Below are 17,231 nucleotides of genomic sequence, written 5' to 3' on the forward strand. Positions count from 1 at the left end.
CACAAAAATCCTTTTTAATGATGGTTTTAACTACAATAGAGACCGTTAAAGACCGTTTTTGCCAGCCAGTTAAATATTACTAATTTACGAGCGCCAGAATGTATAAAGATACGTATCACAGCATTATAAAATGGGCAGCTCTCTAAAATTATTGTACCACTGCTTTTTTCAATATGTCGCTATTATTATGAACTGCAATGTGTCAATTTTATACCAAGCCGCTTGATTTAGTCGCTTAGTTTGACTGATCAGTCTCAGTGACTACAGTAAGTCGTTCAAACTAGTCAGTACTTGCCTTTAACAGTTGCTGAGTGTAAGTATGTTGTGGGTGATTAAAGAGATCTTCGGTACGTCCAGACTCTACGCAAGTGCCTTGTTTTAACACCATGATATGCTGACATAAAGCACGTACTACTTTGAGATCATGACTGATAAAGACATAGCTGACTTGCAGTTTTTCTTGGATTTCACGTAACAAACTAACTACTGTTACCTGTGTGGTACTATCGAGCGCAGAGGTCGGCTCATCTAATATAAGTAAGCTTGGTTTCATAATGAGTGCACGCGCCAGTGCCACGCGTTGACGCTGACCACCTGACAGCTCGTGCGGATAACGCTGCGCAAATGATAAAGGTAAATGTACCGTAGCAAGGCTGTCTAGCACCGCTTGCTGACGAGCGACTTTATCCACGCCTTGTACCAGCAGCCCTTCTTCCACGATTTGCATGACCGTCATACGTGGATTAATACTGGCAAATGGATCTTGAAATACCATCTGTATCTGCGAACGAAAGTTACGTAGCGCTTTTTTGGACAATGCTGAGATATCTTGATCATTGACCACTATCTGCCCATTTACACATGCTTGGTTGCTCAGTAGTTGGCTAAGCGCCAGCGCAATGGTGGTTTTACCGGAGCCAGACTCACCGACGATACCCAATGCCTGACCTTTTTGCAGTGTCATATCAACATCTTTGACCGCATCGAACCAGCGCTTGGTACCACCAAACAGACCTTTTTCAATTGGGAACTGTACGTTAAGGCGCTTCACTTCTAATATGCTTGGTTGTTTATCTGCGTTATCGTCTTCTATGGTTAATGCTTGCCCAAAGTCTTGCTTGATAAGTGTGCGAGTATAATCGGCCTTAGGCTGATCAAATACCACAGACGTTTTACCCTGTTCAATCGTTTGACCTTGGCGCATAACGATAACCTCATCACTATAGCGCTTGACCAGATTGAGATCATGACTGATTAGTATCATCGCCATATTGTGCTTGCGCTTGAGATCATCTAGTAGCGTCAAAATCTCATGCTGTAAGGTAACATCGAGCGCAGTCGTTGGCTCATCAGCAATTAAAATATCAGGCTGCTGAGCCAATGCCATGGCAATCATCACTCGCTGACGCTGACCACCTGATAACTCATGTGGGTAACGGTTCAACTTGTCAGCAGGATCTGCAATATTGACATCATTTAGCAAAGCGATACTGGTTTCTCGCCATTGCTTCTTAGCTACACCAACTAGACGCAACGATTCAGCGATTTGTTTGGCGACCGTATGTAACGGGTTTAATGCGGTCATTGGCTCTTGAAACACCATACCGATACGCTGTCCACGAATAGACCGCAATGCCGCATTACGCGTCTTATCATTTGCTATGGACAAGGTCGACATGCCTGTTGTACTTGCCAGCTGCACCTCACCAGTAACGGTGAGGCTATCTGGTAACAGCCCTAGTAGCGCAAGACTGGCAATCGATTTACCAGAGCCTGACTCACCAACGATGGCCAAGGTTTGCCCTTGTCTTAACTCATAAGACAGCGCATCGACTAACTGGACGCCTGTAGTCGTCGTGATAGTGAGCTTATCTACGGTTAGCATAAGCTTATCTTGTGCACGATTAGGGCTTTCATTTGGCGCGTTGTGTTGCTTGGTGGCGACAATATTTTTAGTCATATTAAGAACGCCTCGGATCAAACGCATCACGCAGTGCTTCGCCAACGAAGATGAGCAATGACAAAATAAAGGTCAAACTAAAGAATCCTGACAAAGCAAGCCAAGGTGCATCAAGGTTGTTCTTCCCTTGTACCATCAGCTCACCAAGAGACGGCGAGCCAGGCGGCAATCCATATCCCAAGAAATCCAGCGCAGTTAAAGCGATAATATTAGCCGTTAAAATAAATGGCAACTGCGATAAGCTAGAAGCTAACGCATTGGGTAAGATATGTCTGAGCATGATTTGGCTGTCCGAAACACCTAAATTGCGTGCAGCTCGCACATAATCAAAGTTGCGGGCTCGCAAAAACTCTGCCCGTACCAAACCGACTAGACCCATCCAGCCGAACAACAGCATCATGGCGAACAGCATAATAATGCTAGGACTAAACAGACTGACCAAAATAATAATCATAAATAGCTGAGGCATACCGCCCCATACTTCCATAAATCGCTGTCCTGCCAGATCTACCCAGCCGCCATAATAGCCTTGTACCGCACCGACGATGATCCCAATCAGTGCGCCCGCAAGCGTCAAGGCCAGACCAAACAGTAACGACACTCGCATACCATAAAGTATCCGTGCCAGCACATCACGCCCCATATCATCCGTACCAAGCCAGTTTTGAGCATTGGGTGCTGCTGGATAAGGTAGACCAAGCTCGACATTCGGCGTCTGGTCGGCAAACGGAATAAGCGGCATTATATAAAACCCTTGCTCATCAATCAGCGACTGCACTGCAGGGTCTTTATAATTGGTTTCGGTCTCAAATACACCGCCAAACGTCGTTTCAGGATAGGCCTTTAATACCGGAAAGTAATAATCGCCTTGATACTGCACTAGTAAGGGTTTGTCGTTGGCAATGACGTTAGCTGCCATACAAATAACAAATATCACTGCGAAAACAAACAGTGATATCACCCCAAGTCTATTTTGGCGAAAGCGATTTAAACGCGCTTGCCAGATAGGGTTCAAGCGTTGCTTTTTTGTGGTAGATAGCTGCTCAGGCATTGGCGCTTTATCTGGTTCGCTATTAATAGGACTGCTCTTTGATGAAGGTTGATTATTTGACATTAGCGCCCCTCAAAATCAATACGAGGGTCAATTAAGTGATAACTCAAATCACTGATTAATTGCAGTAGCAGCCCCACTAAGGTAAAGATAAATAGTGTGCCAAATATCACTGGATAATCGCGTTGTTGAATGGCTTCAAAACCTAACAAGCCTAGGCCATCTAGTTTAAAGATAATTTCAATCAAAAAATTACCCGCAAAGAAGATACCAACAATAGCGGCTGGAATACCGGCAATGATAATCAACATCGCATTGCGAAACACATGGCCATATAGCACCTGACGCTCACCTAAGCCTTTAGCACGAGCAGTGAGTACATACTGCTTGCCAAGCTCCTCTAAAAAGCTGAATTTGGTCAAATAGGTCAAACCTGCAAAACCGCCTACAGTACTTGCCAGTAAAGGTAACGCCAAATGCCAAAAATAATCTTTTACTTTACCAAGCGCACTTAGCTGATCAAAATTTTCGGACGTCAGCCCTTGTAATGGAAAGATATTCCAATAGCTGCCACCTGCAAAGAAAACCAGTAAAATCACTGCAAAGACAAACACAGGTATCGCATGTCCGATCGCCAGCAACATAGCCGTGGCTTTATCAATGCCTGAGCCATGATGCATCGCTTTATAAACCCCTAATGGAATGGCAATCATATAGATGAGCAGCGTACTCCATAGTCCAAGCGATATCGAGACTGGTAATTTCTCTACGATGAGATCGGTCACTGATTGACCTTTAAAAAACGACTCACCAAAATCCAGCCGTACATAGTTTTTTAGCATGAGCCAAAACCGCTCTGGAGCAGATTTATCAAAGCCATATTGGGCATTGATTGCGGCGACCATCTCCTCAGAGAGGCCACGCGTGCCTTGATAAGTGCTGTCGTTGCCACCTGCACTGCCCGCACCAATATTACCACCAAGCGCATTGTCCTTTGCGCCCTGCTCAATAAGTGCCAGCTGCTGCTCAACAGGCCCACCCGGTGCTGCTTGCACGATCACAAAATTGGCAAGCAATATCAAAAATAGCGTCGGCAATATCAGTAGTAGTCTTTTTAAGATATAACGACCCATAATGGCGACTTCCTAAATAAAGAGAGAGGGCAATGACGTTCAGCAGCGAATTGATTTTTGTTGAAGCAGTACACAAAAGCATTTTTTAAAAGTTGTTTTTCAGCTCACGTAACGCTGCAAATACCGTCAATGACTTCTCATCATCGATAAACATTTTGGATTTCACTCCTGCGATTACACTTGGCTCTTGTGTACGTAAAAACACATTTATCGCGCGCTCATGCTCTAGTGTCACTGGTAGCGTTGCCATGCCTTGCTCAGTTTGCGCCTCTGCTCGTGCTAATGCTTGCTGCATCGCTTCGTTGTCAGGTTCAATAGACAGACCAAAACGTAGGTTACTGGCCGTATATTCATGTGCCGGATACAGTAGCGCCTCATGAGGCAAGCCGTTCAAACGCTTAAAGCTCTCATGCAATTGCTCAATCGTACCAGTAAAGACACGCCCGCAACCTGCACTAAACAACGTATCACCGCAGAAGCAGTGCTTTTGCCCATCGATATCTAAGATATAAGCCATATGGCTAGCGGTATGCCCTGACACATCCCAGACTTGCGCAGAGCAGCCCCATGCGCTCACCGTGCTACCATCTTTGATAGTTTGATCTTCATCGACGCCATGCTCACTATGCGCAACCAGATGAGTCATCGGATACGATTCCTGTAACTCTGCGACGCCGCCGATATGATCATGATGATGGTGAGTCGTCCAAATCGAGGTTAGCTCAAGCTCATGCGTTTCTAGATAATCAATGACCGGCTGGGCTTGACCTGGATCAATGACAATCGCCTGCTTATTATTTTCATTAATCAATGTCCAGATATAGTTATCGCTAAATGCTTTGATTGGGTGAATACGGATACTCATGTTAAATCCTTACCGGTAGTTATTTTTGTTGCGTGTTATTTTGAATTATCTAGGGCGTGTACTCAATTCAAACGAGTGTCCTCTAAATGAGCTAAAAACAGCTAAATTTTGCCAAACATCGTCAAATAGTTGGTCAATATCTCGATATTATCTGCACTATTTTCCTCGTTTGACGGCAATTTATCTCATTTTTATCACCATTTTTAAAATGAGGACACGCCCTAATCTAACTGTTATTTGATAGCAACAGCATATATTTGATAAAACAGCATATAGGCTCAGCTGTCCGTTGTTACAAGGTCAAACTTTATAGTAAATACTGTTTATTGCTTTAAATACTTATTGATACGCCCTTCCGCCTCTTTATCCACCCACCAATAGTCGATACCGACGGCATTGGATGGTAGATTTTCAGTATGACGGTATTGATCCCAATAAGCGACGTTGGTGCCAGGTTTGCCATACAAGGGTACGACATAATGACCGGCGCGCAGCAAGCGATCAAGCACCTGTGTGTACAACATGATATCGTCGCGATTTTTGGCATTACCAAGTGATTTGACCACCTGATCAATGGCAACGTTTTTGATGCCAACGCTATTGTGGTTGCCCGGCTCATCAGCCGCAGCACTGCCCCAAAATGCCGCTTGCTCAGCGCCAGGAGACAGGCTTTGGGCAAAGACATCAACGACCATATCATAGTCGAAACGGCGCATACGCTCATAGTATTGTGGGCCATCCACTTGGCGCAAAGACACATCAAACCCCAAGCGTTTTAGGTTGCGAATATAAGGCAGTAATACACGCCCCATAGTCTCCCCTGTCATGAGCACTTCAATCTGAGCCAACGCTCCATCAGGCTGATACAGCTTCATATCTTCATAATAAAACCCAGCCTCTAACAATAGCTTACGCGCTTCTAATAACCCTTGACGATTAAAACCATTACCATCGCTGGTGGGTAACTGCCACTCTGCTAATGTTGCTTTACGCTGAATCGGTTCAAGCTCAGATAATAACGGCGTCAATACCTGCATCTCTGCATCAGATGGCGTACCCGTTGCGGCAAGTTCTGAGCCATGAAAGAAGCTTTGCAAGCGTTCATATTGCCCATGAAATAGGGTTTTATTCATCCATTCAAAATCATAAGCAGCCGTCAGTGCTTGGCGAACTTTGATATCCTGAAAGATTGGACGGCGCAAATTCATCACCAATGCTTGCATCGGTACTGGATTTTGGCTGGTTATCGTCTCTTTTTGGATAAGCCCTGCTTTGACTGCAGGGAAATTATATCCAGTCACCCAGTTCGATGCTTTATTTTCGGGGCGAAAACGGTATTGACCAGATTTAAAACCTTCAAATGCAATCTCATCACTTTGATAATAAACAAACTTGATCATATCAAAGTTGTAGCGGCCACGATTGACCATCAAATCACGCCCCCAATAATTGGGATCACGTATATAACTTACCGAACGTCCCGCATCGACGCGTCCCAATTTATAAGGACCGCTACCCATCAATGGTGACAGACTGATTTTCTCAAAATCGGTATCAATAGAAGATTTGGCAAAAATAGGAAACTGCCCAACGGTCAGTAAAATCTCTTTGTTTTCAGCAGATGCAAAGACAAACTTTACTTGTTGATCATTAATGATTTGGATGTCTTTGATATCACTTAGATAACTGCGAATATACATGGGGCCTTTGTTCAATATCGCCTCAAAAGTTGCTTTTACATCGCGACTGGTCACACCCGACCCATCCCAAAAACGAGCATTAGGATTGAGATGATAAATAATCCAGCTCGTATCATCTGGATCATATGTCACTTTACTTGCCAGCTGCGGATACATGGTAAAAGCTTCATTCAATGAGCCAGTCATTAAAGTATCATACAGATAGTCTGTGCCAATCATCGCGACACCCGTGGTCATCCATTTGTTGGCGCTATTAAACGTACCGCGAGCATCTAGAGAAAGCGTGCCCCCTGATGGCGCTTTTGGATTGGCATAAGGTAAGTAAGGTGCATCGATGTACTCAGTGGGGCTATTGTGACCAAGCGCGGTCGTCGTGATAGGTGCAGCGATACTGCTCGGTATCCAACTGACGGTGATGGTTAGCAACATGGCTTTTAACAGGGCGTTTTTTACTATCATGACGTTATAACAAACCTCTATGCTAACCAATATAAATATCAAAACGTAAAGCCTGACAGCAAAACAGCGTTATAGCAAAATTTTATCATAACAAACTTAGGTTTTTTAACCTAATGGTTTGCCACGGATATGACTTAATGGTGATAGCATTAAGTCATATCCGTGGCAAACCATTATTACTACGCGCTAGCACGACCAAACTGTCTGCTTATACATATAAAAAAGGCACAACCATGATCAGTTGCGCCTTTCTTGATTTACATTTTATATAGCAAGACTTTATACGCTAGCCGTTATTATTTTGCTTAGGCGTGCTTTTTTTCAAAGGCAATCATAAAGTCAACCAGCTGCTGTACCCATTCAAGTGGTACGGCATTGTAGATACTGGCTCGCATACCACCTACGTCACGATGACCTTTTAGATTTAACAAGCCAGCTTTTTCTGACTCTTCTAAGAATACTTTATCAAGGTTGCTGTCTGCTAAAGTAAACGGCACATTCATGATAGAACGATATTTAGAATCTACTGGATTATTATAAAAACTGCTCTCATCGATTGTCTTATAAAGTAAGTCAGCTTTTTGCTGATTGATTTTACCGATAGCAGCTACACCGCCCTGCTCTTCCAACCAATCAAACACTAGCCCTGCTAAGTACCAAGAATACGTCGCTGGCGTGTTAGACATAGACTCTTTGTCAGCTTGATGCTCATAATTCAGCAGCATAGGACACCATTCACTTGCCTGCCCCATCAAATCCTCACGGATAATGACAATGACTAGACCTGCAGGACCGATGTTTTTCTGCGCACCCGCGTAGATCATGCCAAATTTAGACACATCTATCGGCTGCGACAAGATACAAGATGACATATCAGCAATGATTGGTGCATCTACTTGTGGTGGCTCAAATATCTGTAGGCCATGAATTGTCTCATTGGCACAGTAATGAAAGTAAGCCGCGTCTTCACTGATATTCCAATCGCTTTGCGCTGGTACGTCAGTAAAGTTATTCTCTTTACCAGTCGCAACTAGGTTAATTTCGCCCAAACCCAATGCTTCATAGCGCTTGGCTTCTTTGATTGCTTTACCTGACCATGCACCAGTCGTCAAATAGTCACCGCGTCCGCCATTTAACAGATTCAACGGAATCGCAGAAAACTGCAAACTTGCGCCACCTTGCAAAAATAGCACTTTATAGTTATCTGGTATCTCCATAAGCGTGCGTAGCTTAGCTTCCGCTTTGTCAGTAATGGCCATATACTCTTTGCTACGATGACTGACTTCCATGACCGATAGGCCGCGACCTTGCCAATCAAGCAGTTCGCTCTGTGCGCGCTCTAATACGGCTGTTGGCATGGTAGCAGGTCCAGCACAAAAATTTGGCAGGCGATGCGGTGTGGCAGTTGCTGTAGACGTTGGGTTTGTAGGCATAATCACAGTCCTAGGTATGATGAAATAAAAGGATGTTTTTTATTTCAGTTTGTTGATAAAGGCATTGGTATTGATGTTAATTTTCATACAACTCAATGAGATATCTGCTCCCACAGCTGACGTTTAGCATCACTGTCTGCGAGCATTTCTTCTAATGTCGGCACAGTGGTCAGATTGGGATGTTGAAGGCCATCAGGCAGCGCGGTCAGTGCAGCAACTTGTATATCTTCGCTTCGGCCAATTCGAAAAATATATCCTGCAAGACTGGCATTGGCAAGCTCAGCAGTATCCATACCATCACAAATCGGGAATGATGTTGTCTCGCAAGTGATTGATAGCGCCTGAGTAATGTTTTGCCATAGTTTTTGACTATCACTATTTAGCGCTTTGATATCAACCAATATTACCCAGTCATTATAGCGGCCACCTTGCAGGTCAAATGGTACTACTTTTTTTAAACTATCATCATTTATGCTGTCATCACTAATACTCTGCGGAAAATCACTCTGCGCGAATTGAGGTTGCTCAATAGGGGCAGTCGTAGAGGTTACAGCAGTTTGGTTCGATGCAGTACTTGGGATGTCATGGTAGTTAGACTCAGTACTTGAACTAACAGTATTTGAGCCAATCGTAGTTGAATCAACGGAATCAAAACTATAAGTAACAGGGCTTTGCTCGCTAGTCGTCTGTTCAGTGATAGCTTGCAAATCAGCATCATACTCATCGGTAACATAGTCGCTAGCGTTATAATCACTGATATCATAACCATCAGTCGGTTGATCAACTGTGCCTACAATTCCAGCGCTCGCTACTTCATTGTTGTTAGACTCAATGTCAGTGGAATCAATATGTGATTGCTCAACCGAAACTGTCGCAATGTCAGCCATATTGATGGTTTTTGACACAGGCTGTACCCACTGATTGATACCCATCATCGCTAGAATTTGGCGTTGCTGTACACGGCGCTGTAATACAATTAGCGGGTCTTGGGTATCACTCATTCGACTCTACTATCCTACTCATTTTGTTTATATCATTTATAGATTTTTTTATGGTTTTGGCAACTCTCACTGAGGATGCTTCACACTATTAATTAAGTACTAAATACCATACCCATCAAAACAGCTGTCGAATACCAAGCCAACGCTCTGATATTGCCAACAAACAATCGTATTCATCTTGGCTGATTATCGTATCGTGTAACATCACCGTATGCAACGTACTTAGCCATTGGCGATACTCATTATGAGTCGGCTGGTTCATTTCACTTTCATTATAATCTATTTGGCTACCATCCTGTTGCTTCTCTCGATAATTATCAGCATTCTGAGCACCTACCACGCGCTTGAGAGAGTGATTGGCAGAGACAGGAACCGCAGAAATAATCGCCAACAACTGAATGCTATTCAAGTGCTGTGCGGTCAATAATAGCCACTGCAAATTAACATCGCTTACTGTCATAAGATCAATATCAATCAAGCGCGCATGCCGTCTCAAATCTACAATATAATGCGCCACACTGTCGTTACCTTCACTCAATAGCGATCGGTCATGCATTGAGATCATCTGGCCTTTGGCATCTTTTGATAGTCGATAAGCCAATAAGACAGCAATTGACACGTCTGATTTATTAAGTCCTGTAAACACCTGACTTGAAGGATCTAGTTGCGCCCTTACGTCTTCCATACCAGTCTTCAGTATTTGCGGCCATAGAGACTGCGCGTCTGTATCTTGTAAAACTTTAGACAATATCGGTAGCAACTGCTGCAAATGTAGCGCTTGCCATAGTGATAATATTGGCGATTTTTTTTGTGCTAAAGCTAATGGGTTATTCAGAACAATTGCATGAGCGTTATCACTAGATATATTTTGATCTGACGAATCAGAAGCTAAGCTTTTGGTTAAGTCAAATGTCAGCTGTTGGTTAAATAACTCAAATATGCCCTGCTGATAACGCAACAACATCGTACGGCATTTCTCTTGTTTTTTATAGTACTGATGACTGTCATGACTATGATCGTCTTTACTTTTAATTTTTAGATTTTCGATACATAGTTCAGATAAATCCTGTTGACGCAATTGGTTTAAGGCGAGTTCAATCAAAGCGCTGTCTAAACGCCTGTCCAAACTGGCTACTACTGTCATCAGCTTAGTATCTATCCTATGCGGTAATATTTTCTCATGGGAAGTCGAGTCAGTTGCACTAGAGAAGTCATCATTCCAAATATCATTCAAACTATAAGTGGCAGTCGTTGATAAGGGTTGATGCTGATGACAAAGCAAGACAGCTTCGATTAATGCTAGCGCACCTAGAGGATGATGACTATGGTTTAGTATGTACTGAGGTAGCGATACCTTTTGAATATCATTAAATCCAATTAGTGTGTTTCCTGGTAGGTCAGCGTCAGGTTTGGACTGCCACGGTTTTAATAGCTGATGAGCGCCAATATCTTCGGCCTGTACTTGAAGCCGCCCATCGACCACCACATCAGCTTCTATGGCAAACTCTAAACCGTCATCAATCTCTGATTCACTACTATCTTTATTACGACTGTCGCTTATAGATTCAGCAAGAACTTTTCCGTCACTTGTCTGTTTATTGTCTCTTATATTAATCGTTGCAGCTGTTTGAGATCCAAGTAACGCCGATTGCTGCAAGTTTTTTTCTGGGAAATCTTCACTTAGGCTATTTTCTTTTGTTGCTCCCCAATCACCTAAGCGGCGTTGCCTATATATTTCTTTGACCTTTTGCTGATTTATTCGCTTTTCTTTGGCGACTTGTACCGCGAACTGATGATAAGCATCCGCATTAATAGCGCTCATACGCTCAGTCAAGCTTGGATGGGTGGCAAACCATGACACATCCCCTAAGTCTGCCCCACTACTAGCAAAGAAAAAATGGCTGAGTCCGTTGATATCGGCGATGCCAGACAAACGCGAGCCGAGCGGGTCTTGATGAATGGCTTTTAAGGTTTCGATAATCGCAGGCGTACGTGTCAATTGAACACTAGTGGCATCAGCAAGTAGCTCGCGCTCACGATTAAAACTGTGCTTAATCAACTGCGCGCTTGCCATACTAGAGAAGCTTAAACCATGCAGTAGCAATGTCCAGACACTACGCGGGGCTTGACGATCTATGATAGGTGGCATTTGTACCCATTTAGACTGACGCTTGGCTGAGGACTGCTGTTGTTGTGACTGCTGCTGCCAGTAAGCGACCCATTCACTATGCGTGGTGAAATTGGCCGTTTGCGCTTCTGTATTGCGTGCTAGCATATCAACCTGTCTCTGTGATAGAGACTTTTGGGAGATACTATCGCTATCAAAGTGACTGTAATTAGAGGGACGATTAGAGATTGGATCACTCCAGTCATACAGTATTTGCAAGCCTGCCAATACAACCATCAGCTGTAAATTGAACGTAGCATCGCCGTGCAATATATGACCATATTCATGACCGACGAGTCCGTATAGCGCCTCGTCAGACAACTTATCTAGCGCACCTTGAGTAACGACAAGTACCATATCTTGACTATGGCGACCAGCGACGAAACCATTGATACCCTGCTCATCAGGTAACACGTACAAAATAGGGGTTTGCAAACCCGCCGCAATGGCCAGTTGTTGAGCGATTTCATAGTAGCGACGATAGACTGGCGGAAAATCGCGTTCGTCACGTACTGCTATATGACGTGAACTATAGCGAACCTTTTCTTTAGCTTCGTGTTGATGAGCGACCCCTTGACTGTGCTCCCATGCTTCTTGACTGTTATCGATAAACAGCCTAACCGCCCCTACTCGCTGAGCAATAGCGCGGCCACCTGCTCGCAGGCGTCGATACTCTAAAAAACTACCACCAACGAAACTACCTAATGTCAGAATGATGACCAGAACCAATACCCAGTGGTATATACCGCCTGTAAATACTGTCAGCAGTATAGACATGGCAGCCAGTCCTACAGCCATATGAGCAAGTACAATTAAGAAAAACAGTCCATAAAGTAATAGACTGCGCCGCGTACGTATCCGCTGTTCACCAAAAAAATCCATCAGATTAGGCTGCCTAGAGTTCGCCAAAATTATCTAAACCTTAGCCCATATTGACAATCGGTGCCTGAGCAATCGCTTCTCTATCTTCAAATACCAACTGACTGAGTGGACGAAAGCCAAAAGTCGTACTAACGAGGTTATTCGGGAATACTTCGCGATCATTATTATAAAACATCACGCTGTCATTATAATGCTGACGCGCAAACCCGATGCGATTTTCTGTATTGGTTAATTCGTCCATGAGTTCCTTGATCATACTATCGGCTTTTAGCTCTGGGTAGGCTTCGACGACAGCGGAGAATTGACCCAACGCTTTAGACAACATACCTTCTGCTTTTGCAAATAGTGCCATGTGTTCTAGTGAGTCTGGCTGATGTTTATTAGAGTCTTGTAGATCTTGGGCATGATTGCGCGCGCTAATGACGCGAGTGAGTGTTTCTTCTTCATGACTCAAATAACGCTTGGCGGTTTCAACCAAGTTTGGAATCAGATCATGACGACGCTTTAATTGCACATCTATTTGAGCAAAGCCATTCTTTGCTTGGTTACGTGCGCGTACCAATCTATTAAAAATGGATACCCCAAACACAACTACCAACACCACAAATGCAATGAATAGCCAAACAAACATCTTCATAATCAAACTCCAAGGTGTCTAGAATGTTAATAAAAAGTTAATACATTGTATTTTAACTCATATTAATCAATAAAACCTCAGAACTACAAAGGAAATCGAACAGGAAACTAAATTGAAAACTACATAAGCAAATAGATAACCATCAGACAAAATTTTGACCAAAAAAAAGCCCTTTACAATGAAGGGCTTCATACATCACAAATATGTCTTTTGTACTTTATTGATATAATTATCAAATTTTAGGCAAAAAAAAGCGACTCCATCAGCACATCCTCGGCACACACTATAACTATTACCGTTGCTACCTTCCGGTCCTGGCGGGATTCATAGAACAATGTTGCGAGGCTACCAATGGAGCCACCAGTCGCAAATTATACAAGAAATTTTTAATTTTACAACCCCTATCTTAAAACTGTTTGCTTTAGTCCCTAAATAGCACTGTCATTTAGTTCATTAGCTCATGTTCGCAATGTATGAGCACAAATTATATCAGTAACTTAGGTCACAAAATTCTCACAGCAACTTATATGAATTTTGCTATTTTAGTGAATGAAGTTGTACCCATGTCGATTTTTAAAAAACAATAGGGACAACTTGTCATGTATAAATGAGTGTTGATAATTGTCATTTATATATTATTAGAATCAACTTAGGAGATAATAATGAAAAATACTTTATTGAATAAAGCAGCACTAGCTTCTGGTACGGTTTGTCTTATGACAGCGATGATGGGTAGCGCCCATGCAGAACCCACTGGCTATGATCAACTGACGTTTCAGACAGAAATAAAAGAAGAAATTCAGAACGACGAAGTACGCGCCAGCTTGTACAAAAAAGCACAGGCCACTGACTCTAAGACTTTAGCCACAATGCTTAATACCTCAATCAACAATGCCATGAAAATCGCCAAGCGCTACCCTAGCGTGACCGTGAGCACAGGGCAACAGCGCACCTATCCACGCTACGACAAAAACGATAAAATCATCGGCTGGACAGGTCAAGCAAACATAGACTTAAAAAGTACAGACTTTTCAGCGACTAGCCAGCTTATTGCTGACTTACAAGAAACCTTAGTGATGGATAATCTTAATTTTGGTGTATCAGATACCAAAAAGGATGCTTTAGAGCAAAAGCTAATGACCGAAGCCTCTCGCGCTTTTCAGCAGCAAGCTAAGAGCCTTACCCGCGCTTGGGATGCTCGTGGCTACCGCGTCATCAATGTTAACCTAAACACAGGTAGCAACTATCCACGTCCAATGTATAGCGCTATGAGCATGAAAACAGGAATGGCAGACGAGTCAGTACCAAGCCAAAGCTTTGAGTCTGGTAATAGCACTATTTCGGTGACTGCTAACGGTACAATCGAGTTAACTAAATAAGATAGCTTATATTTAAAATAAGTGATTTATATTAAAAAAGGCAAGCATCGTTAACGGTGCTTGCCTTTTTATTCTGCTAGCGATGTCTATTAACTATATTCAATCATTATTGAGACCATCATTCATTATTGAGACCATCATTGTGACTGAGCAACTTCCTGTTGACGCAGTTTTAGCATCAATTTTTGATACCAAGCTAGCTTTTGATAAGCCAACAGCTGCGCAGCCTTTCTTTTGTTGTCTTGCAATGTGGTCGTGTTTTGAATCACATATACAGTAAGTGTGATTTGCTCAAGTGTTTGGCCAGTTTCGCTTTGTACAACCGCCTTGATTGTATGAGCACCTGGCAAAACATCAACAGTAGCAATAGATGCACTTAAACCTTGTGCAACCTCTTTATCATCAAAATAAATACGGGCACTATCCCCTACCTGTAACGCAGGCTTAATCTGCACATTGACATCGATATTCTGTACTGGACGACGATAGGCTCTCTCTTCGCTAGGTTCAGTAATGGCTAACTGATAGTTTACTGGCGTGGTAACCTTAGTATTTATCGCAGGCGACTCAGTAGTAGTCGCTATCTGAGATGCACTTGATGATTGGCGACTTGTATTAGAATTGGTTGTCGTATTCAGATTAGTTGACCTGCTCGTCTCATTACCCGTCGTAATAGCCGTTTGACTGACTTGTTTGCCAGCTTGCTGCTCATAATCCTGTGGACGGTCAGTGAAGGTGACTTGACCGGTTTGCTCGTCGACCACTTTATAAATGGGTGCAGCATTCGTGAAAGATGCACAAAGACTAGCGAGAGCAACCGTAGTCCATAACCCAACTCTAATATTACCCTTTAAAAAACTCGATTTTGCTAATAAAGTCATAATCCATCAACCTAGATAGTATCTACTATTAATATAATTTTATAAAACTATTATGCGTGAGTTTTGACATGAAATCAGCAGCGATTTCAAAGAAAATTTATCAATTGGACTGATATACTTTATTGATACGCATAAAAAAACCAGCTAAGAATAACTTAGCTGGTTTTTATGACTCAAAATAACTGAGTGTTTTAGCGACTAATTAGCAGCTGTAGTACATGTCAAATTCAACAGGGTGTACAGTTACGTTCAGACGTTGTACTTCTTCCTCTTTCAAAGCAATAAACGCTTCTAGCATGTCTTCAGTGAAAACATCGCCTTTTAATAAGAAGTCATGATCGTCACGCAGTGCTTGTAGTGCAACATCTAAGCTCTCTGCAACCGTTGGGATTTGTGCTTCTTCTTCTGGTGGCAAGTCATACAAGTTTTTATCAGCAGCTTCACCTGGATGCGTCTTGTTTTGGATACCGTCAAGGCCAGCCATCAATAGTGCAGCAAACGCTAGGTATGGGTTAGCCGTTGGATCAGGGAAACGTGCTTCTACACGTACCGCTTTCGGGCTGCTCACGTGTGGAATACGGATAGACGCTGAACGGTTAGATGCTGAATAAGCAAGCTTAATAGGCGCTTCATAATGAGGAACTAGGCGCTTATAGCTGTTCGTTGATGGGTTAGTAATCGCATTCAACGCACGAGCATGCTTGATAATACCGCCAATGAAGTACAATGCTGTTTCAGACAGACCAGCGTACTCATCACCAGAGAATGTGTTTACACCGTCTTTTGAGATTGACATATGTACGTGCATACCTGAACCGTTATCACCAACGATTGGCTTAGGCATAAAGGTCGCTGTTTTACCAAACTGATGCGCAACGTTGTGAACAACATATTTCAATTGTTGAACTTCATCCGCTTTACGTACCATCGTGTTGAATGCAACACCGATTTCAGACTGGCAAGAAGCCACTTCATGATGATGAACTTCAACGCGGCCTTCGCCAACGATTTCTTCGATACGTTCACACATAACAGCACGCATATCATGTGAGCTATCGATTGGTGGTACTGGGAAATAGCCACCTTTCACACGTGGGCGATGCGCCATGTTGCCCCACTCGTAAGTCTCGTTAGTCGACCATGCTGCTTCTTCAGCCGTGATTTTATGACTAACGCCAGACATATCAACTGACCATTTAACATCGTCAAATACAAAGAACTCAGGCTCAGGACCAAAGTAAGCAGTATCACCGATACCAGTAGACTTTAAATACTCTTCAGCGCGGCGTGCGATGGAGCGTGGGTCACGGTCATAACCTTGTAGCGTTGATGGCTCGATGATATCGCAAGTCACTACCACAGTCACCGCGTCAAAGAACGGGTCAACAAAAGCAGTTTCTGGATCAGGACGCAAGATCATATCTGACGCTTCGATACCTTTCCAACCAGCGATTGATGAACCATCAAACATTTTGCCGTCTTCCATCACATCTTCGTCAATGGTAGAAGCTGGAAAGCTGATGTGCTGCTCTTTGCCGCGTGTATCAGTAAAGCGAAAATCAACCCATTTAGCGTTAGAGGATTGGATAAGATCTAATAGTTTATTCGACATGAATAGTCTCCGTTGTGTTGATCACGTAATTGCGATTTAAAATTATTAATATGATGTTCTTGTCCAAGAAT

The 17,231-nt window shown here is 43.1% G+C and carries 12 protein-coding genes and 1 other RNA gene; 1 reads left to right on the top strand and 12 read right to left on the bottom strand.

What is annotated here, in order from left to right; genetic code table 11:
- Positions 1 to 280: 280 nt before the first annotated feature.
- The 10 genes from ABFV72_RS07935 to ffs all read right to left on the bottom strand — a co-directional run bounded on the left by ABFV72_RS07935 (position 281) and on the right by ffs (position 13,642).
- On the bottom strand, positions 281 to 1,960 hold the full coding sequence (locus ABFV72_RS07935) for an ABC transporter ATP-binding protein (RefSeq protein ID WP_347163093.1): 1,680 nt from the start codon (positions 1,958 to 1,960) through the stop codon (positions 281 to 283).
- 1 nt (position 1,961) lies between these two features.
- Complete coding sequence (locus ABFV72_RS07940; RefSeq protein ID WP_431192090.1) at positions 1,962 to 3,011, bottom strand: ABC transporter permease; 1,050 nt, start codon at positions 3,009 to 3,011, stop codon at positions 1,962 to 1,964.
- 62 nt (positions 3,012 to 3,073) lie between these two features.
- Complete coding sequence (gene yejB / locus ABFV72_RS07945) at positions 3,074 to 4,144, bottom strand: microcin C ABC transporter permease YejB (protein ID WP_347163094.1); 1,071 nt, start codon at positions 4,142 to 4,144, stop codon at positions 3,074 to 3,076.
- Positions 4,145 to 4,229: 85 nt separating this feature from the next.
- On the bottom strand, positions 4,230 to 5,009 hold the full coding sequence (gene gloB, locus ABFV72_RS07950; RefSeq protein WP_347163095.1) for a hydroxyacylglutathione hydrolase: 780 nt from the start codon (positions 5,007 to 5,009) through the stop codon (positions 4,230 to 4,232).
- A 323-nt stretch (positions 5,010 to 5,332) separates the two neighbouring features.
- Positions 5,333 to 7,165: an extracellular solute-binding protein gene (locus ABFV72_RS07955; protein WP_347163245.1), complete on the bottom strand. Its 1,833-nt coding sequence runs from the start codon at positions 7,163 to 7,165 to the stop codon at positions 5,333 to 5,335.
- 308 nt (positions 7,166 to 7,473) lie between these two features.
- Entirely contained in the window at positions 7,474 to 8,601 is a 1,128-nt protein-coding gene (gene serC, locus ABFV72_RS07960; RefSeq protein ID WP_347163096.1) for a 3-phosphoserine/phosphohydroxythreonine transaminase, read from the bottom strand.
- Positions 8,602 to 8,693: 92 nt separating this feature from the next.
- Entirely contained in the window at positions 8,694 to 9,602 is a 909-nt protein-coding gene (locus tag ABFV72_RS07965; protein ID WP_347163097.1) for a DNA polymerase III subunit psi, read from the bottom strand.
- 115 nt (positions 9,603 to 9,717) lie between these two features.
- Positions 9,718 to 12,678, bottom strand: coding sequence for a M48 family metalloprotease (locus ABFV72_RS07970; RefSeq protein ID WP_347163098.1), 2,961 nt, complete (start codon positions 12,676 to 12,678; stop codon positions 9,718 to 9,720).
- A 13-nt stretch (positions 12,679 to 12,691) separates the two neighbouring features.
- A complete protein-coding gene (locus tag ABFV72_RS07975) occupies positions 12,692 to 13,288 on the bottom strand; it encodes a LemA family protein (protein WP_347163099.1) in 597 nt (198 codons plus the stop codon).
- A 257-nt stretch (positions 13,289 to 13,545) separates the two neighbouring features.
- An RNA gene (gene ffs / locus ABFV72_RS07980) (signal recognition particle sRNA small type) lies at positions 13,546 to 13,642 on the bottom strand.
- Between the two features lie 308 nt (positions 13,643 to 13,950).
- Between ffs and ABFV72_RS07985 the strand changes: the two genes are divergently transcribed.
- Positions 13,951 to 14,667 (top strand): SIMPL domain-containing protein, encoded by a 717-nt coding sequence (locus ABFV72_RS07985; RefSeq protein ID WP_347163100.1) that lies wholly within the window; start codon positions 13,951 to 13,953, stop codon positions 14,665 to 14,667.
- Positions 14,668 to 14,804: 137 nt separating this feature from the next.
- On the opposite strand, the gene ABFV72_RS07990 is transcribed toward ABFV72_RS07985, so the two are convergent.
- Positions 14,805 to 15,548 (bottom strand): DUF4124 domain-containing protein, encoded by a 744-nt coding sequence (locus tag ABFV72_RS07990; protein ID WP_347163101.1) that lies wholly within the window; start codon positions 15,546 to 15,548, stop codon positions 14,805 to 14,807.
- Positions 15,549 to 15,750: 202 nt separating this feature from the next.
- Positions 15,751 to 17,160 (bottom strand): type I glutamate--ammonia ligase, encoded by a 1,410-nt coding sequence (gene glnA, locus ABFV72_RS07995; RefSeq protein WP_347163102.1) that lies wholly within the window; start codon positions 17,158 to 17,160, stop codon positions 15,751 to 15,753.
- Positions 17,161 to 17,231: the final 71 nt, after the last annotated feature.

This window comes from Psychrobacter proteolyticus, assembly GCF_039762275.1.
GTDB classification, from domain to species: Bacteria; Pseudomonadota; Gammaproteobacteria; order Pseudomonadales; family Moraxellaceae; genus Psychrobacter; species Psychrobacter proteolyticus_C.